Here is a 22,765-nt window from a genome sequence, read left to right on the forward strand (position 1 = left end):
AAAGTCCTCATTCCTTCACACAATCGACGGTGTATTGCCGCCCATTGCCCTCGTCTTCATGCTGCAATCCATGCACATCCGCGACAAAACCGGGGAAGCTGCTATCGAACGTGCGAGCAAATTTCAGGTAATCAATGATCGAACGCGTCGATTCAGTAAAGCGTTCGCCGGGCATGATAAGCGGAATTCCCGGGGGATACGGCACCAGCATCACGGCGGCAATCCTTCCTTCCAATTCATCGATCGGCACCGCCTCGACTTCGCCGCGCACCAGATGATCGTAGGCGTGAGCCGGTTTCATGGCGATTTCGGGGAGCACGGTGTACATGCGTTTCAGGTGTTTGGCCGTGGCGTTGCTGCGGTAGCAGGCGTGCAGTTGATCACAGAGGTCGCGCAGGCCCATGCCGCGATAACGCGCGGTGTCTTCCAACGCTACGCAAGGCAGGCAAGTATCGAGGCGCACATTGGCGTCGTAACTGCGCTTGAATTCCAGCAGCTCGGTGAGCAGCGTGCTCCATTTACCTTTGGTGATGCCCATCGAGAACAACACCAGAAACGAATACAGGCCGGTTTTCTCGACGACCAGTCCACGTTCCCAGAGGAATTTGCTGACCACGGCCGCCGGAATGCCTTTCTCGCTTAACGCACCGCCCGCATTGAGGCCCGGCATCACCAGGGTCACTTTGATAGGGTCAAGCAACACATAATCGTCGCTGACATCGCCGAAACCGTGCCAGTCGGCATCGGGTTTCAGCAACCAGTCTTCGGTCTGCACGCGGTCAATACCTTCGACGCCGGGCGGCTGCCAGATCGAAAACCACCAGTCATCCGCAGCAATGTGCTGACGCAGATTCGCCAGCGCACGACGGAAGCTCAGCGCTTCATCAAAAGTTTCCTGCAACAACGAACGTCCGGCCGGGCCCTCCATCATCGCCGACGCCACGTCCAGCGAAGCGATGATGCTGTACTGCGGCGAGGTCGAGATGTGCATCATGAACGCTTCGTTGAAACGGTCACGATCCAGCTGCCGCGCACCGCCGTCCTGCACATGAATCATCGAGGCCTGACTGAATGCCGCGAGCAGTTTGTGCGTGGAATGGGTGGTGAACACCAGCGGACTGTCGTCGCTGCGTGAGGTGGCCATACCGTAACGTCCGGCAAAGAATTCGTGGAACGCCGCGTAGGCGTACCAGGCCTCGTCGAAATGCAGGACTTCGACGCTGTTACCGAGTTTTTGCTTGATCAGTTCGGCGTTGTAGCAGAGGCCGTCGTAGGTCGAGTTGGTGACCACCGCCAGTTTGACTTTTGGCGCGCGACCCTTGGTCAGCGGGCTCGCATCGATCTTGGCTTGAATCGATTCGCGACTGAATTCACTCAGCGGGATCGGGCCGATGATCCCCAGTTCATTGCGCTCCGGACACAGATACAACGGAATTGCGCCGGTCATGATGATCGCGTGCAGCACCGACTTGTGGCAGTTGCGATCAACCAAGACCAAATCATCGCGAGCGACCATCGAGTGCCAGACAATCTTGTTGGCGGTCGAGGTGCCATTGATCACGAAAAAGGTGTGATCGGCGCCGAAATTGCGCGCCGCACGGGCTTCGGCTTCAGCGAGCGGGCCGGTGTGATCGAGCAGTGAGCCGAGTTCCGGCACGGACACCGACAAGTCGGAACGCAGCGTGTTCTCCCCGAAAAACTGGTGGAACGCCTGCCCTACCGGACTCTTGTGATAGGCCACGCCCCCGCCATGACCGGGGGTGTGCCACGAATAATTTGAGTCGGCGGTGTGCTGCACCAGTGCTTTGAAAAACGGCGGCAGCAAACCATCCAGATACTTGCGCGCCGCCCGCGCCACTTGCCGGGCGAGAAACGGCACGGTGTCTTCGAACAAATAGAGAATGCCGCGCAGTTGATTGAGCTCGGCCATGGCATCGGCCGGGGCGTTTTCCAGGGTGACCTGTTCGCCCAGGGCAAAGATCGGCAGATCCGGGGCGCGCACCCGCGCAAGGCCAATGAGTTCAGCCATGTTCTGCAACAGATGCGAGTTGGTTGAGGCATCCTCGGCGGCAATCAGCATGCACGCGAGGCCATGATGGGTCGACGCGACCAGACGCCCTTCCGTGTAGTCGGTGGCAGAGACGATGCTGAAACCTTCCTGCTCCAGTTCCCGGGCGATGCCACGGATGCGGTCACCGGCGACCGTGTCGGCCTTGATGTCGCGATGGACGATCAACACCGGAAACTTCAAATCTTTGTACATGGGGCTCAGTGTCCTGAGGCGGCAGAAATGAATCTGCCAATGCACTCAGGGTAGAGGGTTGCAGCGAATGTGGCGAGGGTGGCCAGTTGGCTTCATGCCTGTAAAAGCAAAAGATCGCAGCCTTCGGCAGCTCCTACATGAGAATGCGTTCCCTGTAGGAGCTGCCGAAGGCTGCGATCCTTTGATCTTTTAAACCTGCGCGTCAGCCTCAGCAATCTGTGTCCACATCGCCGGCCCACCCGCCGACTTGGCGATAATCTCCAACCGCACCAGATGCGCCGCCAATTCATCCTCAGTCGCACGAATAATCCGCGCAGGCTGGCGATCTACCGGCAACCGACGAATCTCGGTGGCAGAGTTGTCCGCGCCCTCGCCCGATCCGTTACCGTCAGAAGCATTGCCCGCCAGCGACAGACTGGTCTGGCCGCCGGTCATGGTCAGGTAGACGTCGGCAAGAATCTCCGAGTCGAGCAACGCGCCGTGCAGTTCACGACCGGAGTTGTCGACGCCGTAACGTTTGCACAAGGCGTCGAGGCTGTTGCGCTGTCCCGGGTGACGTTCCCGGGCCATCATCAGGGTGTCGAGGATCGAGCAGTGCTGCGTGATGTCAGCGCGATCCTTCGCGCCCATCAAGGCGAATTCGTTGTTGATGAAGCCAACGTCGAACGCCGCGTTATGGATGATCAGCTGCGCGCCTTTGATGAACTCGAAGAACTCGTCGGCGACCTCATTGAAACGCGGCTTGCCGACGAGGAATTCGTTGGTGATGCCGTGAACGCCAATCGCGCCTTCGTCACTCTCGCGATCCGGTTGCAGATAGACGTGGAAATGCCGGCCCGTCAGGCGCCGACCGATCAGTTCGACACAACCGATTTCGATAATCCGGTGACCATCGGTCACCGGCATGCCGGTGGTTTCGGTATCGAGTACAACGGATCTGGTGGCCATCAGTGCTCAGCTCTCAACGGGTCAATCGTGCAAAAACGCGGATGTTAACACGCTCGGCGGGGGGTTTCAGGCAGACCGTGGCGTGCCCTTCGCGAGCAGGCTCGCTCCCACATTGGAATGCATTCCAATTCAAGGAAGGTACAGATCAGATCTGGAATGCATTTTCCTGTGGGAGCGAGCCTGCTCGCGAATGGCCACACCACGATACAACGGAAGAAATCAGCTCTGCTTGTACCCGCGAACCTCGTCCACCCCACGGTTAGCCAACTGGTCAGCCCGTTCGTTACCGTGATGGCCGATGTGCCCACGCACCCACTTCCATTTGACGGTGTGGCGGTTGACCTGCTCGTCGAGCTCTTTCCACAAATCAGCGTTTTTCACCGGTTCTTTCGCCGCCGTTTTCCAGCCGCGCTTTTTCCAGTTGGCCATCCACTCGTTGATGCCCTTCATCACGTATTGCGAGTCGGTCACCAGCAGCACTTCGCACGGACGCTTCAAAGCTTCGAGGCCACGAATGGCGCCGAGCAATTCCATGCGGTTGTTGGTGGTATTGGCTTCGCCGCCCCACAGTTCCTTTTCAACGCCCTTGCACACCAGCAAGGCGCCCCAGCCGCCCGGGCCGGGATTGCCTTTGCAGGCGCCGTCAGTGAACAGTTCTACGGTGTCGACGCTTTCAACGCTTTCGCTCATGCCACTCTATCCAGAAAAATACGTGCCTTGCCGATCACGGATCGACAATGACCAAGGCCGGGACAAACCCGGCCACAATTAAAAGAAGGTTTACGGTTCGATACGGCGGCGATTGACCTTGGCCATCGGCAGCGGAATCAGCTTGCCCATCGGTTCACGACGTTCCTGCCGCAACGGCCGCAGGCCCACCACGATCTTGCGCGCGACCAATAAATAGAAGCCGCCGCCCGACAATTGCCAGTCACCGGCCTTGCGTTCCCAGCCGGCCAGACGGCCCTGCCACTTGGCTGACGCGAGCGGCGGACGATAGCACCCGAAGCGGCGTTTCTCCAGCGCGAAGCCCAGCAGGTTGAGCCAGTCGGCGACCCGCGATGGCGAGATGCAGCGCGCCTGACGCAAGGCGTCGTGGGCGAAAACATGTCGCAGCCCCCACGTGCTCCACGGGTTGATGCCGATGATCAGCAAATGGCCACCGGGGCGCACGCTGCTCGCCGCTTCGCGCAGCAATCCGTGGGGCGACAGGCAGAAATCCAGACCGTGCTGCATCACCACCACATCCGCCGCGTGTTCGCTCAACGGCCAGGCTTGCTCTTCGCAGACAATCTCGACACCCGGCAGCGGCGCGCCAAGGCGCACGTTGCGCTGCACTTGCGGCGCCGACGGTGGCGTTTCAGCGGACGGGCCGTAATGCACCAGATAACCGCCAAAGAACCGGCCGAGCTCGTCTTCGAGCATGCGCCGCTCTTCATCGAGCAGAAATTGCCCGAGCGGGCCGGACAGCCATTCACGGGCGGCACCGATCAGTGCGAGCCAGTCAGGATCAGCCTGTGCGAACGCTTTATCACTCATCGCATTCTCCAAAGCGCCAGGAACTACTAAGATGCGCCAATGTTTCCCGCTTGGCGAATTCCGACGATGATACAGATCAGTGCCCTGCCCGCGTTCACCGATAACTACATCTGGTTGTTACAAGATCACCGCAGCCAACGTTGCGCCGTGGTCGACCCGGGTGATGCCGCGCCCGTCGAGGCGTGGCTTGATGCACATCCGGACTGGGTCTTGAGCGATATTTTGATCACTCACCATCATCATGACCATGTTGGCGGCGTCGAACGTCTGAAACACATCAGCGGCGCCACTGTTTATGGCCCGGCCAGCGAAAATATCCCGGCGCGCGACGTGGCGCTGAACGACAACGACACCGCCAGCGTGCTCGGCTGGGACTTTGATGTCTATGCGGTGCCCGGTCACACCTTGGGACACATTGCTTATTATCACCACGGTCTGCTGTTCTGCGGCGACACTCTGTTTGCCGCGGGTTGCGGTCGCCTGTTCGAGGGTACGCCCGATCAGATGCACCACTCGCTCAGCCGTCTCGCCGCACTGCCCGAAGACACCCTCGTCTATTGCACCCACGAATACACCCTGAGCAATCTCAAATTCGCCGCAGCGGTCGAACCGACCAATGCCGATATTGCCGCCCGTCTGGAAAAAGTTACCCAACAACGGCAAAACGGCGTGATGACCCTGCCGTCAACTTTGGCACTGGAAAAGCTCACAAATCCGTTTTTACGCACCGGTGAAACATTAGTTAAACAAAAAGTGGACGAACGGGCAGGCGCTCAAAACCGGGCGCCGAGTGAGGTTTTTGCGGCTCTGCGGGCTTGGAAAGATAAGTTCTAAGCACTGGTCTGCTTGGTACAAAAATTCTCAATGGTTGACCGCAGGGGGTGCGCTTTCTAGAATCGCCCGACATTTTTGCCCGGAACTTACTTCCAGCCAATGTCGTCATCCATACGTAAGTCCGTCAATTCAGACGCATTGACCCGCTTGGCGCAAGCCATCGCGGTGGCTGTGTCCGCCACGCTGGCGGGCTGTTCCAGCCATGCTCCGCAGACTGAAGCGACCCATACGCCGAACATTGCTGCGCGAGCCAAGCAGAAGCCGATCTGGCTCAGCGAAAAGCCCACTCCACAGATTCCTCAGGACGTCTGGGAGCGCATGCGCGAGGGCTTCCAGTTGCAGGAAGGCCTGGGCGTGAACCCGCGCATCGAGCAACAGCGCCTGTGGTTCGCCAGCAATCCTTCATTCCTTGAGAACGCCGGCGATCGCGGCAGTCTCTACATTCATTACATCGTCGAACGCCTCGAAGAACGCAACATGCCGCTGGAACTGGCGCTGCTGCCAGTGATTGAAAGTGCCTACAACCCGATGGCCTACTCCCGTGCCGATGCGGTTGGCCTGTGGCAATTCATTCCGTCCACCGGGCGTTACTTCAACCTGCGCCAGACCCGCTTCTACGATGGTCGTCGCGACATCACCGCCTCGACCACCGCCGCACTCGATTACCTGACCCGTCTGCACGACATGTTCAACGGTGACTGGTTGCTGGCGCTCGCCGCGTATAACGCCGGTGAAGGCACGGTCAGCCGCGCCATCGAACGTAACGAGAAACTCGGTTTGCCAACCGACTACTGGAACCTGCCGCTGCCGTCCGAAACCCAGGCCTACGTGCCGAAGTTGCTGGCGCTGTCGCAAGTGGTGCAGTCGCCGGAAGCGTACGGGGTCAACCTCAACCCGATCGCCAACGAACCGTACTTCCAGGTCGTCGAAATCAATCAGCGCATGGATCTGTCCAAAGTCGCTGAAGTGGCCAACATCGACGAAGACGAACTGTTCCAGCTCAACCCTGCTTACAAACAGCGCATCACCGTCGACGGCCCCCAGCATTTGCTGGTGCCGACGTCGAAGGCGCAATTGCTGACCACCAGCCTGCAGACCATGTCGCCGGACGAGTTGATCAGTAAACGGTCGTTGAAGCCGGTGTTTGAAGGCGCTGATCCGACGGAAGTGGCGAAGCTGAAACGCGCCTACCGCGTCAAGCGTGGCGACAACCTCGGCTCCATCGCCAAGGCCAACAAGGTTGAAGTGAAGGATCTGCAACGCTGGAACAAGCTGACCGGCAAAAACCTCAAGGTTGGTCAGACCCTGGTGATGCGCGACACGAGCAAACCAACCAAGAGCCGCAGCTCTGGCCGGGTCAACACGGTGATTGCGGCCAACAGCAAGAGCAAAAAAGGCGATAGCAAGCAGCAGACCCAGTACAAGGTTAAGCGCGGCGACACTTTGTACGTGGTGGCCAAGCGTTTCAATGTTGAGATGCAGCATCTCAAGCGCTGGAATCCGGGTGCGAGCAAGGCTTTGAAGCCGGGGCAGATGCTTACGGTTTATCAGCCGCACTGATAGAAGAGCCCCTGAAATTTCGGGGGCTTTTTTTTGGTTCGGTTTTTTTGGTGTTCTTGAGATCCATCCCCCTCACCCCAGCCCTCTCCCCCAAAGGGTAGAGGGGAAAGGGAGCCGATTGGGGGCTATTCAGAATTTGAGTTCGGCTCGGTATCGCAAGTCGGCGTACCTCCCGCAAACACCTCGGTCAGTCCCCTCTCCCTCCGGGAGAGGGCTAGGGTGAGGGGCTGTCAGGCAAGCGGATTAACCCCCCATTAACCCGCGATCTTTTTCCTGTCCAGACAAGCTGTTACTGTACGGCCCACAAAGCCCAAGCCGCCTGGATCAGATCTGACTTGAAGCGTCCCCTCCTCCTGCTCCTGATCAGCCTGGCCTTGAGCTCAACCGCAAGCGCGACGATTACCGAAAGTCACGGTTATGCGCAGTTCGGCACGCTCAAGTACCCGGCCAGATTTACCCACTTCGACTGGGTCAACCCGCAAGCGCCCAAGGGCGGTACGTTGCGGGTGATGGCGTTCGGCACCTTCGATACGGTCAACCCGTACACCTTCAAGGGCACTAGCCCCGTCACCACGCCGAATTTCCTCCAGTACGGCATCAATGAGCTGAACGAGCCGCTGATGGTCGGCACTGGCCAGTATTCGCCTTCCGGTGACGAGCCGGCGTCAAGCTATGGCTTGATCGCGCAATCGGTGGAATACAGCGAAGATCGCAGCTGGGTGGTGTTCAATCTGCGCCCCGAGGCACGTTTCCACGACGGCACGCCGATCACCGCTTACGACGTGGCGTTCTCCTACCGCTTGCTGCTCAAGGAAGGTCATCCGCTGTACCGCACCGCCCTTCAGGAAGTGCTGCGCGTCGACATCCTCAATCCGCAGCGCATTCGCTTCGTGCTCAAACGCTCGGGCAATCCGCTGTTGATCCTGCGCCTCGGGGAATTGCCGGTGCTGCCGCAGCACTACTGGAAAGACCGCGACTTCAAAGCCACCACCTTCGAACCGCCGCTGGGCAGCGGCCCGTATCGCATCACCTCGGTGACGCCGGGTCGGCAGTTGATCTTCGAGCGGGTCAAGGATTACTGGGGCAAGGACTTGGCGGTCAACCGCGGCAAGTACAACTTCGATCGCATGGAAGTCGAGTTCTACCGCGACAGCGATGTCGCCTTCGAAGCGTTCAAGGCCGGCGAGTTCGACATCTACATCGAGCATCAGGCGAAGAACTGGGCCAACGGCTACAACTTCCCGGCCATCCGCCGCGGCGACGTGATCAAGGCGCAGATCCCGCACCAGATCCCGACCCAGAGTCAGGGCCTGTTCATGAACACCCGCCGCGCCACGTTCGCCGACGTCAAAACCCGCGAAGCGCTGGGGCTGATGTTCGACTTCGAGTGGACCAACCGCGCGCTGTTCAGCGATGCCTACAAGCGCACCACCAGTTACTACCCGAACAGCGAATTCAGCGCCAGCGGCCTGCCGGTCGGGCACGAATGGCTGATGCTCAAGCCGTACAAGGAGCAACTGCCGGCCAAGCTGTTCACCGAGCCGTTCACGTTGCCGCAAACCGACGGCCGCGGCATTCCTCGCGAGACCATGCGCAAAGCGCTGGCCCTGCTCGCCGAGGCCGGCTGGAAGCTCAACGGCCAGCGCCTGCAAAACGCCGACGGCCAGCCGCTGCGTTTCGAACTGCTGCTGGTCAACCCGAATCTGGAACGCATCCTCCAGCCGTACATTGAGAACCTAAACAGCATCGGCATCGACGCGCGCCTGCGCACGGTTGATCGCGCGCAGTACAAACAGCGCCTCGATCAGTTCGATTTCGACATGATCCTGATGACGCTCAACCAGACCCTCAGCCCGGGCCTTGAGCAGTGGCAGTACTTCCATTCCAGTCAGGTCGGGGTCAAGGGCAGCAAAAATTACGCGGGCATTGCCAACCCGGTGGTCGATCACCTGCTCGAACAATTGCTCGCCGCGCGCACCCGCGATGAACAGGTCGCCGCCGGCAAGGCGCTCGACCGCGTGCTGCTCTGGCAGCACTACAGCATTCCCAACTGGTACCTGAATTATCACCGCCTGGCCTACCGCAACCGGTTGGCCTTCGTCACCACGCCGCCCTACACCCTGGGCCTGAGCGCGTGGTGGCTGAAGTCTTCGGAGAAAGATCGATGAAACCCATCCGCGCCCTGCTCGTCCAGGCCAGCGGCTTGCTGTTCGCCGGGCTGGCCTTGGCCGCCCCGCAACACGCCGTGACCCTGTACAACGAGCCGCCGAAATACCCTGCCGATTTCAAGCATTTCGATTACGTGAATCCCGACGCGCCCAAGGGCGGCGTATTCCGTCAGGCCGGTTTTGGTGGCTTCGACAGCCTCAACCCGTTTATCAGCAAAGGCGTGCCGGCCGATGACATCGGGCAGATCTACGACACCCTGACCAAGCACAGCCTCGACGAGCCGTTCACCGAATATGGCCTGATCGCCGGCAAGATCGAAAAGGCCCCGGACAACAGCTGGGTGCGGTTCTACCTGCGCCCCGAAGCACGTTTCCACGACGGTCATCCAGTGCGCGCCGACGACGTGGTGTTCAGCTTCAACACGCTGACCAAGGAAGGCTCGCCGATGTATCGCGGCTACTACAGCGACGTGTCCGAAGTCATCGCCGAAGACCCGCTGAAAGTGCTGTTCAAGTTCAAGCACAACAATAATCGCGAGTTGCCGCTGATTCTCGGCCAGTTGCCGGTGCTGCCAAAACACTGGTGGACCGATCGCGATTTCAGCAAGGGCAATCTGGAAATTCCGCTCGGCAGCGGCCCGTACAAGGTTGCCGAAGTGAAGGCCGGCCGTTCGATTCGGTACGAGCGGGTCAAGGATTACTGGGGCAAGGATCTGCCGGTCAACCGTGGCTTCTACAATTTCGACACAATGACCAGCGATTACTACCGCGACAACACCGTCGCCGTCGAAGCGTTAAAGGCCGGGCAGTTCGATTTCTGGCTGGAGATGACCGCGAAAAACTGGGCCAACGCTTACAACATCCCGGCCGTCACCGAGGGCCGTTTGATCAAGGAATTGATCCCCAACAGCAACCCGACCGGCATGCAGGGTTTCGTCTACAACCTGCGCCGTCCGGTGTTCCAGGACATACGGGTGCGCCAGGCGCTCGGTTTGCTGTTCGATTTCGAATGGACCAATAAACAACTGTTCAACGGTGCCTACTTCCGCACCCGCAGCTATTTCGAAAACTCGGAAATGGCCGCCACCGGCCTGCCCGACGCCGATCAACTGGCGATCCTCGACCCGTTCCGCAACAAGCTCCCGGCGCAGGTGTTCAGCGAAGCCTTCGACAACCCGAAGACCGACGCCAGCGGCATGATCCGCAATCACCAGCGCGAGGCCTATCAACTGCTGCAAGAGGCCGGCTGGAAGATCGTCGACGACAAAATGGTCGACGCCACCGGCAAACCGGTGGTCATCGAATTCCTCCTCGCCCAAACCGAATTCGAACGCGTGTTGCTGCCGTTCAAGCGCAACCTCAGCGACCTCGGCATCGAACTGGTGATCCGCCGCGTCGACGTTTCGCAGTACATCAACCGCGTGCGCTCGCGGGACTTCGACATGATCGTCGGCAGCTTCCCGCAATCCAATTCGCCGGGTAACGAGCAGCGCGAATTCTGGATGAGCGCCGCTGCCGACAAGGCCAGCAGCCGCAACACCATGGGCCTGAAGGATCCGATCGTCGATCAACTGGTCGAGAACCTGATCAATGCCGACTCGCGCAAAAGCCTGGTGGCCCACGCCCGCGCGCTGGATCGCGTGTTGCAGTGGGGCTACTACGTGGTGCCCAACTGGCACATCAAGACCTGGCGCGTGGCGTACTGGAATCACATCGGCCATCCGAAGGTCTCACCCAAGTACGACATCGGCATCAACACCTGGTGGGTCAAGCCTGACGCTAAACCGGCGGTAGAAGTCGAAACCAAACTGCAAGCCGACCCTGCGGGCACGGAGTAATCAGATGCTGGCGTATATTTTTCGGCGACTGCTGCTCATCATTCCGACCCTGTTCGGCATTCTGCTGATCAACTTCGTGATCATTCAGGCCGCGCCCGGTGGCCCGGTGGAACAGATGATCGCCAAGCTCGAAGGCTTCGAAGGCGCCACCAGTCGCATCGCTGGCGGCGGTGCCGAGGTGTCGGTGGCTGGCTCGTCCTATCGCGGCGCGCAAGGGCTGGATCCGGCGCTGATCAAGGAAATCGAGCACATGTACGGGTTCGACAAGTCGGCCCCGGAACGCCTGTGGATCATGGTCAAGAACTACGCCTCGCTGGATTTCGGCGACAGCTTTTTCCGCGACGCCAAGGTCATCGACCTGATCAAGGAAAAGATGCCGGTGTCGATCTCGCTGGGACTGTGGAGCACGCTGATCATGTACCTCGTCTCGATCCCGCTGGGGATCGCCAAGGCCACGCGGCACGGCAGTCACTTCGATGTGTGGACCAGTTCGGCGATCATCGTCGGCTACGCGATCCCGGCGTTCCTTTTTGCGATCCTGCTGATCGTGGTGTTTGCCGGCGGCAGTTATCTCGACTGGTTTCCGTTACGCGGGCTGACCTCGAACAACTTCGATGAGCTGAGTTTCGGCGGCAAGATCCTCGATTACTTCTGGCACCTCGCGCTGCCGGTGACGGCACTGGTAATCGGCAACTTCGCGACCATGACCCTGCTGACCAAAAACAGCTTCCTCGACGAAATCAACAAACAATACGTGGTCACCGCCAAGGCCAAAGGCCTGACCCGCCATCGCGTGCTCTACGGCCACGTGTTCCGCAACGCGATGCTGTTGGTGATTGCCGGTTTCCCCTCGGCGTTCATCGGCATCTTCTTCACCGGTTCGCTGCTGGTGGAAGTGATCTTCTCCCTCGACGGTCTCGGCCTGATGAGTTTCGAAGCGGCGATCAACCGCGATTACCCGGTGGTGTTCGGCACCTTGTTCATCTTCACCCTGCTCGGGCTGGTGGTGAAACTGATCGGCGACCTCACCTACACCCTGGTCGATCCGCGCATCGACTTCGAAAGCCGGGAGCATTGAGATGAACCTGTCCCCTCTCAACCGCCGCCGCTTCGAACTGTTCAAGGCCAACAAGCGTGGCTGGTGGTCGCTGTGGCTGTTTCTGATTTTGTTCGGGCTGAGTCTCGGCGCCGAGTTGATCGCCAACGACAAGCCGCTGGTGGTGCATTACGACAACAATTGGTACTTCCCGGCGATCAAGCGCTATCCGGAAACGACGTTTGGCGGCGAATTCCCGCTGGAAGCCAACTACAAGAGCCCGTACATCCGCGAACTGCTCAAGGCCAAGGATGCGTGGGTGTTGTGGGCGCCGATTCCGTACAACTACCAGAGCATCAATTACGACCTGAAAGTGCCGGCGCCGGCGCCACCGTCGGCGGACAACCTGCTCGGTACCGACGATCAGGGTCGCGATGTGCTGGCGCGGGTGATTTACGGCTTCCGTATTTCCGTGTTGTTCGCGCTGACGCTGACCGTGTTGAGTTCGATCATCGGCGTGATTGCCGGCGCACTGCAGGGTTTTTATGGCGGCTGGGTCGATCTGGCCGGGCAGCGTTTTCTGGAGATCTGGTCGGGGCTGCCGGTGCTGTACCTGCTGATCATTCTTGCCAGTTTTGTGCAGCCGAATTTCTGGTGGCTGCTGGGGATCATGTTGCTGTTCTCGTGGATGAGCCTGGTCGACGTGGTGCGCGCCGAGTTCCTCCGGGGTCGCAACCTTGAATACGTGCGCGCGGCGCGGGCGCTGGGCATGCAGAACGGCGCGATCATGTTCCGCCACATCCTGCCCAACGCGATGGTCTCGACCATGACGTTTATGCCGTTCATCCTCACCGGTGCCATCGGCACTCTCACCGCTTTGGACTTTCTCGGTTTCGGCTTGCCGGCCGGCAGTCCGTCGCTGGGTGAACTGGTCGCCCAGGGCAAATCCAACCTGCAAGCGCCGTGGCTGGGCATCAGCGCCTTTGCCGTGCTGGCGTTGATGTTGAGTTTGCTGGTGTTTATCGGCGAGTCCGCTCGCGATGCCTTCGACCCGAGGAAGTGAAATGAATCAGGACAATCTGATCGAAGTGCGTGACCTCGCCGTCGAATTCGGTTTTGGCGAGCGCGTGCACCGGGTCGTTGAAGGCGTGAGCTTCGACATCAAGCGCGGTGAAACCCTCGCGCTGGTCGGCGAATCCGGCTCTGGCAAATCGGTGACTGCGCATTCGATCCTGCGCTTGCTGCCCTACCCGATGGCCCGCCATCCCGCCGGCAGTATTAATTACGCCGGGCAAAACCTGCTGGGGCTCAGTGAAAAAACCATCCGCCACATTCGCGGTAACCGCATCGCGATGATTTTTCAGGAGCCGATGACCTCGCTGAACCCGTTGCACTCGATCGAGAAGCAGATCAACGAAGTCCTCGGCATCCACAAAGGCCTGGCCGGCAAAGTCGCGACCAAGCGCACTTTGGAGCTGCTGGAGATGGTCGGCATCCCTGAGCCGCACAAGCGTCTCAAGGCCCTGCCCCACGAATTGTCCGGTGGTCAGCGCCAGCGCGTGATGATCGCCATGGCCTTGGCTAACGAGCCGGAACTGCTGATCGCCGACGAACCGACCACCGCTCTGGACGTGACCGTTCAGCTGAAAATCCTCGATTTGCTCAAGGAATTGCAGGCCCGATTGGGCATGTCGCTGTTACTGATCAGTCACGATTTGAACCTCGTGCGAAGAATTGCGCATCGTGTATGTGTCATGCAGCGCGGTTGCATCGTCGAACAGGCATCGTGCGAAGAGCTGTTCCGTTCGCCGCAGCATCCGTACACTCGGGAATTGCTCGGCGCGGAGCCCAGCGGAGGCCCGGCGACCAATAAAATCGGCGCGCCGTTGCTTGAGGTCGAGGACTTGAAAGTCTGGTTCCCGATCAAGAAAGGCCTGCTCAAACGCACGGTAGATCACGTCAAGGCAGTGGACGGCATCAATTTCAGCCTGCCTCAGGGTCAGACTTTGGGGATTGTGGGGGAAAGCGGTTCCGGCAAATCCACGCTGGGTCTGGCGATTTTGCGACTGATCGGCAGCAAAGGCGCAATCCGCTTTGAAGGCAAGCAGCTAGACTGCCTGACGCAGAACGAGGTTCGCCCGTTGCGGCGGGAGATGCAGGTGGTGTTTCAGGATCCGTTTGGCAGCCTGAGCCCGCGCATGTGCGTCAGTGACATCGTTGGCGAAGGTCTGCGGATTCACAAGATGGGCACCGCCGAGGAACAACAGGCGGCGATTATTGCGGCATTGAAGGAGGTAGGTCTGGATCCGGAAACCCGGCACCGCTACCCCCACGAATTTTCCGGTGGGCAACGGCAGCGAATTGCCATTGCCCGGGCTTTGGTGCTGAAACCGGCGCTGATCCTGCTGGACGAGCCGACTTCGGCGCTCGACCGGACGGTGCAGCGGCAAGTGGTGGAGCTGTTGCGTTCACTGCAAGCCAAGTACAACCTGACGTATTTGTTTATCAGCCATGACCTGGCTGTCGTCAAAGCGCTGAGCCACCAGTTGATGGTGGTCAAGCATGGCCAAGTGGTCGAACAGGGAGACGCGCAAAGTATTTTTGCCGCCCCCCAACATCCGTATACACAGCAGTTGCTGGAAGCCGCTTTTTTGGCACCAGCCACTGCGCAATAACCTGAAAGAGGAGCAACACATGGGTTTTCTCGCCGGTAAGCGCGTACTGCTCGTCGGTGTCGCCAGCAAGCTGTCCATCGCATCCGGCATCGCTGCCGCCATGCATCGCGAGGGCGCTGAGCTTGCCTTCACTTATCAGAACGACAAACTGAAAGGTCGTGTTGAAGAATTCGCCCAAGGCTGGGGTTCGAGCCCTGAGCTGTGCTTCCCGTGCGACGTGGCCAGCGACGAAGAAATCGCCAAGGTCTTCGAAGCACTGAGCAAGAAGTGGGATGGCCTGGACTGCATCGTCCACTCCGTTGGTTTCGCCCCGGGCGACCAACTGGACGGCGACTTCACCGAAGCCACCACCCGTGACGGTTTCCGCATCGCTCACGACATCAGCGCCTACAGCTTCGTAGCCCTGGCCAAAGCCGGCCGCGAAATGATGAAAGGCCGCAACGGCAGCCTGCTGACCCTGTCGTACTTGGGCGCCGAGCGCACCATGCCGAACTACAACGTGATGGGCATGGCCAAGGCTTCGCTGGAAGCTGGCGTCCGTTACCTGGCCGGCTCCCTGGGCCCGGACGGCACCCGCGTCAACTGCGTATCGGCTGGCCCGATCCGTACCCTGGCAGCGTCGGGCATCAAGAACTTCCGTAAAATGCTGGCCGCCAACGAAGCGCAAACTCCGCTGCGTCGCAACGTCACCATCGACGAAGTCGGCAACGCCGGCGCCTTCCTGTGCTCCGACCTGGCGTCGGGCATCAGCGGCGAAATCATGTACGTCGACGGCGGCTTCAACACCACCGCCATGGGCAACATCGAAGAGTGATCTTCGCTTAGCCGATAAAAAAACCCGCCAATCTGGCGGGTTTTTTTATGCCCGCAACCCCGCCTCCTGTGGGAGCGAGCCTGCTCGCGATGGCAGTGGGTCAGGTAATGATGATGTTGAAGGCATGGACGCCTTCGCGAGCAGGCTCGCTCCCACACGGGATCTAGGGTGGAACGGGGTTTTGTGAACACCCGCGCAACCTGTGGGAGTGAGCCTGATCGCGATGGCAGTGGGTCATGCAATGATGATGTTGAAGGGATGGACGCCTTCGCGAGCAGGCTCGCTCCTACAGGGGGGTTGTGGTGGAACGGGGTTTTGTGAACACCCGAGAAACCTGTAGGAGTGAGCCTGCTCGCGATGGCGGTGGGTCAGGCGATGATGATGTTGAAGGGATGGACGCCTTCGCGAGCAGGCTCGCTCCCACACGGGATCTAGGGTGGAACGGGGTTTTGTGAACACCCGCGCAACCTGTGGGATCGGGCTTGCTCGCGATAGCGGTGGGTCAGGCGATGATGATGTTGAATGGCCGGGCGCTATCGCGAGCAGGCTCACTCCTACAGGGGATTTGTGGTGTGACGGGGTTTTGTGAACACCCGAGAAACCAGTGGGAGTGAGCCTGCTCGCGATGGCAGTGGGTCAGGTAATGATGATGTTGAATGGACGGACGCCTTCGCGAGCAGGCTCACTCCTACAGGGGGGGTTGTGGTGAAACGGGGTTTTGTGAACACCCGAGAAACCTGTAGGAGTGAGCCTGCTCGCGATGGCGGTGGGTCAGGCGTGGAGATGTTGAATGGATGGACGCCTTCGCGAGCAGGCTCACTCCTACAAGGAATTTGTGGTGAAACGGGTTTTTGTGAACACCCGCGAAACCTGTGGGAGCGGGCTTGCTCGCGAAAGCGGTGGGTCAGGCAATGACGATGTTGAATGGATGAACGCCTTCGCGAGCAGGCTCACTCCTACAGGAGATTTGTGGGGAGACGGGATAACGAGAGCACCCGAGAAACCTATGGGAGCTGGCCTGCCAGCGATGGGAACCCGCATCAACAGCGCTTCAGGGCCTGCTTGTGCGCATACATCGCGCCATCCGCGTCGGCCAGCAAGCGATCTACGGTTTCATGGCGTTTGGCGTCGTACTCGATCTGCCCGACGCTGAAGCGAATCGCATAACCCCGATGCAGCGTGGCATTACGCTCTTCAAGGATTTCCTTGAGCCGCGCCATGATCGCCGTGGTTTCGATATGGCTAGACCCCGTCAGCAGCGCGACAAACTCATCCCCACCCAACCGCCCCACCACATCGCTCTCGCGAAAGGCAATTCGCAGCACATCGGCAAAGGTCTTCAGCGCGCTGTCGCCCTCGGCATGCCCGTAAAGATCGTTGATCTGCTTGAAATCATTCAGGTCGAAAAACAGCAACGTCGCCGGCCGCTCCAGCCGTGCGCAGGCGTCCAGCGCATGCTGCGCCAGTTGCTTGAACCCGCGACGATTGGACAGCAACGTCAGTTCGTCCATGCTCGCCATCTGCACGGCCGTCAGTTCTTGCTCGGCCATTTCCGCCAGATCACGCAAGAGCGCACGTTCTTCGTCATCAAGTTCACGAGGTTTGGTGTCGAGCAGGCACAGCGTGCCCATTTTGTTGCCGTTGGGCACCGTCAACGGGTAGCCGGCGTAAAAGCGAATATTCGGCTCGCCGGTGACCAGCGGATTATCGTGGAAGCGCACGTCCTCCCGCGCATCGGGCACCAGCAGCAGACCATCATTGAGAATCGCATGCCCGCAGAACGAGATATCCCGTGGTGTCTCGGTAGCCGCCAGGCCCACGCAGGACTTGAACCACTGACGATCCTTGTCGACCAGCGTCACCAGCGCAATCGGCACATTGAACAGTCGTTTGGCCAGCCGCGTCAGCCGATCGAAACGCTCCTCCGGCGCTGAATCGAGAAGGTCGAGGCCGTGCAGCACCTGAATTCGCGCCGCTTCATTGGCAGGTTTTCCTGGAACCAGCATTCGCACACTCCGTTGGCATCAATGACTTTCAGCGTAGCGCAAATCAGCGCTAACTCCCCCCATCAGATGCCCGCCACCGGACACGGCCCGCCCGCGTCGGCCCAGAGCTTGAATTGCTCGACAAAAATGTCATGCGGCACCGGCACCGGCGCGCGCCCTGCCCCGGGATTCCAGCCCCACAGCACCAGTTTGTCTTCACTGACGTGTTTGATCAGCGCCGCGAAATCGCGGTCGCCGTTGCTGGAACGATCCTTGATCATCGCGCAGAGTTTGTCCGGTGGCAGGCCGATCCAGGCCATTTTGTGCGCCGCCGGCGGCAGGCTCCAATGCGGCGCCCCCGGCGGTGCATGCGGGCCGTAACTGGCCGGCGGATTGTTTTCTGCGTGACAGGTGGCGCAGGGCAAACCGGCCGCGCCCTTGCCGTCCATGCCGCGCACCACGTTCATCGCATGCGGAATGCCCGCGTCGAACTGCAGCGGCGAATCGCCGGGGATATGGCAGTTCTGGCAGCGCGGACTCTGGAAGACTTTCTGCACCGTGCCGAACGCCTTCAATGCTTCCTGATCATCGGCAAACAAGTCCGAGGCATAACCGCCGAGCCCCAGCAAAACCACGGTGCCCAACACTAGATGTCGTTTCATCTCACACCCCCGACAGTTGCAGCGGCAACTCGCGCAGACGCTGCCCGGTCAGGGCGAACACCGCGTTGGCCACCGCTGGCGCAGTCGGCGGTACACCGGCCTCGCCGATGCCGCCGGGTTTGTCGCTGCTGGGCACGATGTGCACTTCCACTACCGGCATCTCGTTGAGCCGCAGCACCTGATAATCATGGTAGTTGGACTGCACCACCGCGCCGTCCTTGAGCGTCAGTTTGCTGTGCAGCGCCATGCCCAGGCCGAAGGTGATGCACGACTCCATCTGCGCGGCGATGCTCTGCGGATTCACCGCGATCCCGCAGTCCACCGCGCAAACCACGCGGTGCACGCGAATCGCCAGATTGTCCTGCGACACCTCGGCGACCTGCGCCACGTAGCTGCCGAACGATTCGTGCACCGCCACGCCGAGTGCATGACCATCCGGCAACGGAGCCTTCCAATTGGCCTTCTCCACCGCCAGATTCAAAACACCTAGATGCCGAGGATGATCCTTGAGCAAGGTTCGTCGGTACTCGACCGGATCCTTGCCCGCCGCCGTGGCCATTTCATCGATCAACGATTCCATGACAAAACCGGTGTGGCTATGGCCCACCGAACGCAGCCACAACACATTGATGCCAGTCTGTGGCGAATGCAGATCGACCTGATGATTGGCCAGACCTTTGACGTAAGGACTGTCGGAAACGCCTTCGACCGAAGTGGGATCGATGCCGTTCTTGACCATCGTCGCCTCCATCAGCGTGCCGGTCATAATCGACTGCCCGACCAACACATGCTGCCAACTCGACGGCAAACCATCAGCGCCCAAACCGATCTTCGCCTGATGCAGGAACATCGACCGGTAGTAACCGCCACGAATGTCATCTTCCCGCGACCACACGGTTTTCACCGGCATGGCGGCGGCTTTCGCCACTTGCACCGCTTCAGCGACGAAATCTGAGGTGGGATTGGCTCGACGTCCAAAACCGCCGCCAAGAAACTCGGTGTGGATTTCCACTTGTTCAGGCTTCAGCCCGGTGATCTTGCTGGCGACCATTTGATCCAGCGTCTGAAACTGCGTCCCCGTCCAGATCTCGCATTTCTCGGCACTGATCTTCACCGTGCAATTGAGCGGTTCCATCGGCGCGTGGGCCAGATACGGCACACTGTATTCGACATCGATTTTCTTCGTGGCTTTGCCAAAAGTACCCTTGGCATCCCCGGCCTGACTGGCTGACGTGCCTTGCGTCGTGGCCAGTTTGCGGAAACTCTCCAGCAATTTTTCGCTGCTCAGATCCGCATGCGGGCCTAGATCCCAGTCAATCTTCAGCGCATCCCGCCCGAGCTTCGCCGCCCAATAATGCTCGGCAATCACTGCGACACCGGTCGGCACTTGCAGCACTTTGTGTACGCCCGGCACCGCCAACGCTTCGGCGCCTTCGAAGGATTTGACGCTGGCACCAAACACCGGCGCGCGCGCGACCATCGCCGTCATCAAACCTTCGAACTGCACATCCATGCCGAACTTGGCGCGGCCGGTGATTTTCTCCGGGGTGTCGAGGCGCTTGGTCGGTTTGCCGATGACTTTCCAGTCCTTGGCTTCCTTGAAGGTGATCGATTTCGGATCCGGCACGGGGAGTTGCCCGGCGGCGTCCGCCAGCTCGCCGTACGTCGCACGTTGATCGCCGGCAATCACCACGCCCGACTCGGTGCGAATCGCCGAGGGCGCCACTTCAAAACGCTTCGCCGCTGCTTCAACCAACATTTGCCGAGCGGTCGCGCCTGCCAACCGATAGCGATCAAACTCCATCCATGTCGACGTTGAACCGCCGGTAATCTGCATGCCGCCAAACCCCGGCATGCCGTAATCCGCTGCTGATGCGGGCGAATGCTCGACGCGGATCTTCGACCAATCGGCATCCAGTTCTTCGGCGATCAGCATGGTCAGGCCGGTCCAGATGCCCTGGCCCATCTCCGAATGCCCGAGCAACACGGTGACGCTGTTGTCCGCCGCGATGCGCAAAAACGCATTCGGCGCAAAGACCTTGCCTTCGTTCTCAGCGGCAAAGGCAAACTTGTGGCCACCGGGGACGACGAACGCCACCACCAACCCGCCGCCCAACACGGCGCTGCCCTTGAGAAAACCCCGACGCGATACAGGACTGTTCATCATCCGACTCCCACGTAATCAATCAGCCGATTTCCGACGCACGCTTCACCGCTGCGCGGATTCGCGGATAGGTGCCGCAGCGGCAGATATTGCCGGAGAGCGCCTGGTCGATATCGCTGTCGTTGGGTTTGGGGATTTTCGCCAGCAATGCGGCGGCAGACATGATCTGCCCCGACTGGCAGTAACCGCACTGCACCACGTCAAGTTCAGCCCAGGCTTGCTGCACCGGGTGCGAACCGTCGGTGGACAGGCCTTCGATGGTGAGAATTTTCTGCCCGTGGGCCACGGCGGTCGCCGGCGTAATGCATGCGCGCAAAGGCGCCCCGTCGACGTGCACGGTGCAGGCTCCACACTGGGCCATGCCGCAGCCGAATTTGGTACCGGTCAGGTGCGCGACATCGCGCAGGACCCAGAGCAACGGCATGTCCGCGGGGACATCGAGCTCCTGATCCTTGCCATTGATATTCAAGGTCAGCATCGGGGAATTTCCTCAGACTCACGGTGTTCTGAAGGGGCGCCGCTGTGGCCAAACATGCCTACGCGCGCCTCGGCTTATCCCTTTCAGCAAAGCCTAAATTGCGCATGAAGCCAGACGTTGCGACCACCGGTCATGCAGATGTCGACTTTAATCCTACAGTTGATAACGGCTCGCACCCGAGCCATCCCCTTAGAAAACGCGTCATGAGCGATACCGGTCCGCGCCCACCGCGCGGGTTATCCATCACATTGGTCTGGAGTAGCGAACATGGGATTTGTCACCACCAAAGACGGCGTCGAAATCTTCTACAAAGACTGGGGCCCGAAAGACGCGCCGGTGATCCACTTCCACCACGGCTGGCCGCTGAGCTCCGACGATTGGGATGCGCAGATGCTGTTTTTCCTTGGTAAAGGCTTTCGGGTGATTGCCCATGACCGCCGTGGCCACGGGCGCTCGAGCCAGGTCTGGGACGGCCACGACATGGATCACTACGCCGATGATGCGCTGGCGGTGGTCAATCACTTGGGCGTGAAGAATGTTGTGCATGTCGGCCACTCGACCGGGGGCGGTGAGGTCATTCATTACATCGCCCGGCATGGCCAGGACAACGTCGCCAAAGGCGTGTTGATCAGCGCGGTGCCGCCGTTGATGGTGCAGACCGAGAGTAATCCGGGTGGGTTACCGAAATCAGTGTTCGATGAGTTTCAGGCGAATTTGGCAGCAAATCGCGCGCAGTTTTACCGGGATATTCCGACCGGGCCGTTTTATGGCTACAACCGGCCGGGGGCGAAGGCGTCCGAAGGGGTGATCGCCAATTGGTGGCGCCAGGGCATGATTGGCGGGGCGAAGGCGCATTACGACGGGATCGTGGCGTTTTCGCAGACGGACTTCACCGAAGACCTGAAGAAAGTCACCGTGCCGGTGTTGGTGATGCACGGTGAGGATGACCAGATTGTGCCGTACGCCAACTCGGCGCCGTTGTCGGCGAAGTTGCTGCCCAACGGCACACTGAAGTCGTACCCGGGGTTTCCACACGGGATGCCGACGACGGAGGCGGATACCATTAACGCGGATCTGCTGGCCTTTATTCGCGGCTAAAATTGCTGGCCATACACACTCTCCCCTGTGGGAGCGAGCCTGCTCGCGAAAGCATTCAATCAGACATTGCTGTGCTGACTGACCCACTGCTTTCGCGAGCAGGCTCGCTCCCACAATGATGTGTGCCAATCCTCTATTCTGAGATCCACACCCGCTCCCACAAAGGCAGATTATGGGCCGCATTTATTCTTCGGTTCGGCCCGTGCTTTCGCGGTCACGTTCGTAGTGGTGGGCCAGCGGCAACGCCGGCAACCACGCCTCCCGGCGTATCGTCCAGAGTTCGTAAGTGGGTTTGAACTGATCCGGCTCATCGAGCGATCCGACGTTAATCTCGACTTCATCTTCCGAACGCGTAAATACGGGAGAACCGCAGCGCGGGCAGAAGAATCGTCCGTTGTAGTCGCGGGTTTCGCCGCTGACCTTGAGCGCATCTTCGGGGAATATGGCCGAGGTGTGGAACAACGCGCCGTGGCGTTTGCGGCAGTCGAGGCAATGGCAGATGCCGACGCGGTAAGGCTGGCCGGACACTTCGAAACGGACATCGCCGCACAGGCAGCCGCCGGTTGATTTATTCATGGTGCACCTCAGCTATTCAACTTCAAGTTAGAGATCATTCAGTCTGGAAAAGGTTTGCTCGGTTGCCACGAACGGTCTTGATCCTGCGTCTTCCAGTCTATTAATGAGCAGAATTCATCAAGCCATC

The 22,765-nt window shown here is 59.8% G+C and carries 18 protein-coding genes; 9 read left to right on the forward strand and 9 right to left on the reverse strand.

What is annotated here, in order from left to right; translation table 11 throughout:
- Window positions 1-7: 7 nt before the first annotated feature.
- The 4 genes from ACIOMO_RS05585 to ACIOMO_RS05600 form a co-directional block, all read right to left on the reverse strand.
- Entirely contained in the window at window positions 8-2,263 is a 2,256-nt protein-coding gene (locus tag ACIOMO_RS05585) for an Orn/Lys/Arg decarboxylase N-terminal domain-containing protein (protein WP_401238821.1), read from the reverse strand.
- Window positions 2,264-2,452: 189 nt separating this feature from the next.
- Window positions 2,453-3,211, reverse strand: a complete 759-nt coding sequence (dnaQ, locus tag ACIOMO_RS05590) for a DNA polymerase III subunit epsilon (protein ID WP_159815519.1) — start codon at window positions 3,209-3,211, stop codon at window positions 2,453-2,455.
- A 219-nt stretch (window positions 3,212-3,430) separates the two neighbouring features.
- On the reverse strand, window positions 3,431-3,901 hold the full coding sequence (gene rnhA, locus ACIOMO_RS05595; protein WP_053119389.1) for a ribonuclease HI: 471 nt from the start codon (window positions 3,899-3,901) through the stop codon (window positions 3,431-3,433).
- Between the two features lie 90 nt (window positions 3,902-3,991).
- On the reverse strand, window positions 3,992-4,750 hold the full coding sequence (locus ACIOMO_RS05600; protein WP_053119387.1) for a class I SAM-dependent methyltransferase: 759 nt from the start codon (window positions 4,748-4,750) through the stop codon (window positions 3,992-3,994).
- Window positions 4,751-4,816: 66 nt separating this feature from the next.
- On the opposite strand from ACIOMO_RS05600, the gene gloB reads away from it, so the two are divergent.
- The 8 genes from gloB to fabI all read left to right on the forward strand — a co-directional run bounded on the left by gloB (window position 4,817) and on the right by fabI (window position 15,675).
- On the forward strand, window positions 4,817-5,584 hold the full coding sequence (gene gloB, locus ACIOMO_RS05605; protein WP_401238825.1) for a hydroxyacylglutathione hydrolase: 768 nt from the start codon (window positions 4,817-4,819) through the stop codon (window positions 5,582-5,584).
- A 99-nt stretch (window positions 5,585-5,683) separates the two neighbouring features.
- Window positions 5,684-7,144 carry a LysM peptidoglycan-binding domain-containing protein gene (locus ACIOMO_RS05610; protein WP_282358147.1) on the forward strand — a complete coding sequence of 487 codons (1,461 nt, stop codon included), beginning with the start codon at window positions 5,684-5,686 and terminating at the stop codon, window positions 7,142-7,144.
- Between the two features lie 335 nt (window positions 7,145-7,479).
- Window positions 7,480-9,312 (forward strand): extracellular solute-binding protein, encoded by a 1,833-nt coding sequence (locus ACIOMO_RS05615; protein ID WP_053119383.1) that lies wholly within the window; start codon window positions 7,480-7,482, stop codon window positions 9,310-9,312.
- Window positions 9,309-11,150, forward strand: coding sequence for an extracellular solute-binding protein (locus ACIOMO_RS05620; protein WP_401238830.1), 1,842 nt, complete (start codon window positions 9,309-9,311; stop codon window positions 11,148-11,150). Before ACIOMO_RS05615 ends, ACIOMO_RS05620 begins: the two co-directional genes overlap by 4 nt.
- 4 nt (window positions 11,151-11,154) lie before the next feature.
- Window positions 11,155-12,228: a microcin C ABC transporter permease YejB gene (locus ACIOMO_RS05625; protein ID WP_201226938.1), complete on the forward strand. Its 1,074-nt coding sequence runs from the start codon at window positions 11,155-11,157 to the stop codon at window positions 12,226-12,228.
- A 1-nt stretch (window position 12,229) separates the two neighbouring features.
- Window positions 12,230-13,249 carry an ABC transporter permease gene (locus ACIOMO_RS05630; protein ID WP_053119376.1) on the forward strand — a complete coding sequence of 340 codons (1,020 nt, stop codon included), beginning with the start codon at window positions 12,230-12,232 and terminating at the stop codon, window positions 13,247-13,249.
- Between the two features lies 1 nt (window position 13,250).
- On the forward strand, window positions 13,251-14,861 hold the full coding sequence (locus ACIOMO_RS05635; RefSeq protein WP_401238832.1) for an ABC transporter ATP-binding protein: 1,611 nt from the start codon (window positions 13,251-13,253) through the stop codon (window positions 14,859-14,861).
- A gap of 19 nt (window positions 14,862-14,880) precedes the next feature.
- The gene (gene fabI, locus ACIOMO_RS05640; protein WP_401238834.1) at window positions 14,881-15,675 is read left to right on the forward strand and encodes an enoyl-ACP reductase FabI; all 795 of its coding nucleotides are present in this window, start codon (window positions 14,881-14,883) and stop codon (window positions 15,673-15,675) included.
- Window positions 15,676-16,715: 1,040 nt separating this feature from the next.
- Here fabI and ACIOMO_RS05645 read toward each other — a convergent pair.
- From ACIOMO_RS05645 to ACIOMO_RS05660, 4 genes are all read right to left on the reverse strand, one after another.
- On the reverse strand, window positions 16,716-17,681 hold the full coding sequence (locus tag ACIOMO_RS05645) for a sensor domain-containing diguanylate cyclase (RefSeq protein WP_159815512.1): 966 nt from the start codon (window positions 17,679-17,681) through the stop codon (window positions 16,716-16,718).
- A 62-nt stretch (window positions 17,682-17,743) separates the two neighbouring features.
- Complete coding sequence (locus ACIOMO_RS05650; RefSeq protein WP_053119368.1) at window positions 17,744-18,322, reverse strand: hypothetical protein; 579 nt, start codon at window positions 18,320-18,322, stop codon at window positions 17,744-17,746.
- A gap of 1 nt (window position 18,323) precedes the next feature.
- The gene (locus ACIOMO_RS05655) at window positions 18,324-20,486 is read right to left on the reverse strand and encodes a molybdopterin cofactor-binding domain-containing protein (protein WP_401238838.1); all 2,163 of its coding nucleotides are present in this window, start codon (window positions 20,484-20,486) and stop codon (window positions 18,324-18,326) included.
- 22 nt (window positions 20,487-20,508) lie between these two features.
- A complete protein-coding gene (locus ACIOMO_RS05660) occupies window positions 20,509-20,964 on the reverse strand; it encodes a (2Fe-2S)-binding protein (RefSeq protein WP_401238841.1) in 456 nt (151 codons plus the stop codon).
- Window positions 20,965-21,231: 267 nt separating this feature from the next.
- Here ACIOMO_RS05660 and ACIOMO_RS05665 point away from each other — a divergent pair, with 267 nt between their 5' ends.
- Window positions 21,232-22,062 (forward strand): alpha/beta fold hydrolase, encoded by an 831-nt coding sequence (locus ACIOMO_RS05665; RefSeq protein WP_212545895.1) that lies wholly within the window; start codon window positions 21,232-21,234, stop codon window positions 22,060-22,062.
- A 183-nt stretch (window positions 22,063-22,245) separates the two neighbouring features.
- Here the strand turns inward: ACIOMO_RS05665 and ACIOMO_RS05670 are convergent, their stop codons facing one another.
- Entirely contained in the window at window positions 22,246-22,638 is a 393-nt protein-coding gene (locus ACIOMO_RS05670) for a GFA family protein (protein ID WP_401238844.1), read from the reverse strand.
- Window positions 22,639-22,765: the final 127 nt, after the last annotated feature.

The organism is Pseudomonas sp. NPDC087804 (assembly GCF_044742965.1).
Taxonomy (GTDB): domain Bacteria; phylum Pseudomonadota; class Gammaproteobacteria; order Pseudomonadales; family Pseudomonadaceae; genus Aquipseudomonas; species Aquipseudomonas rustica.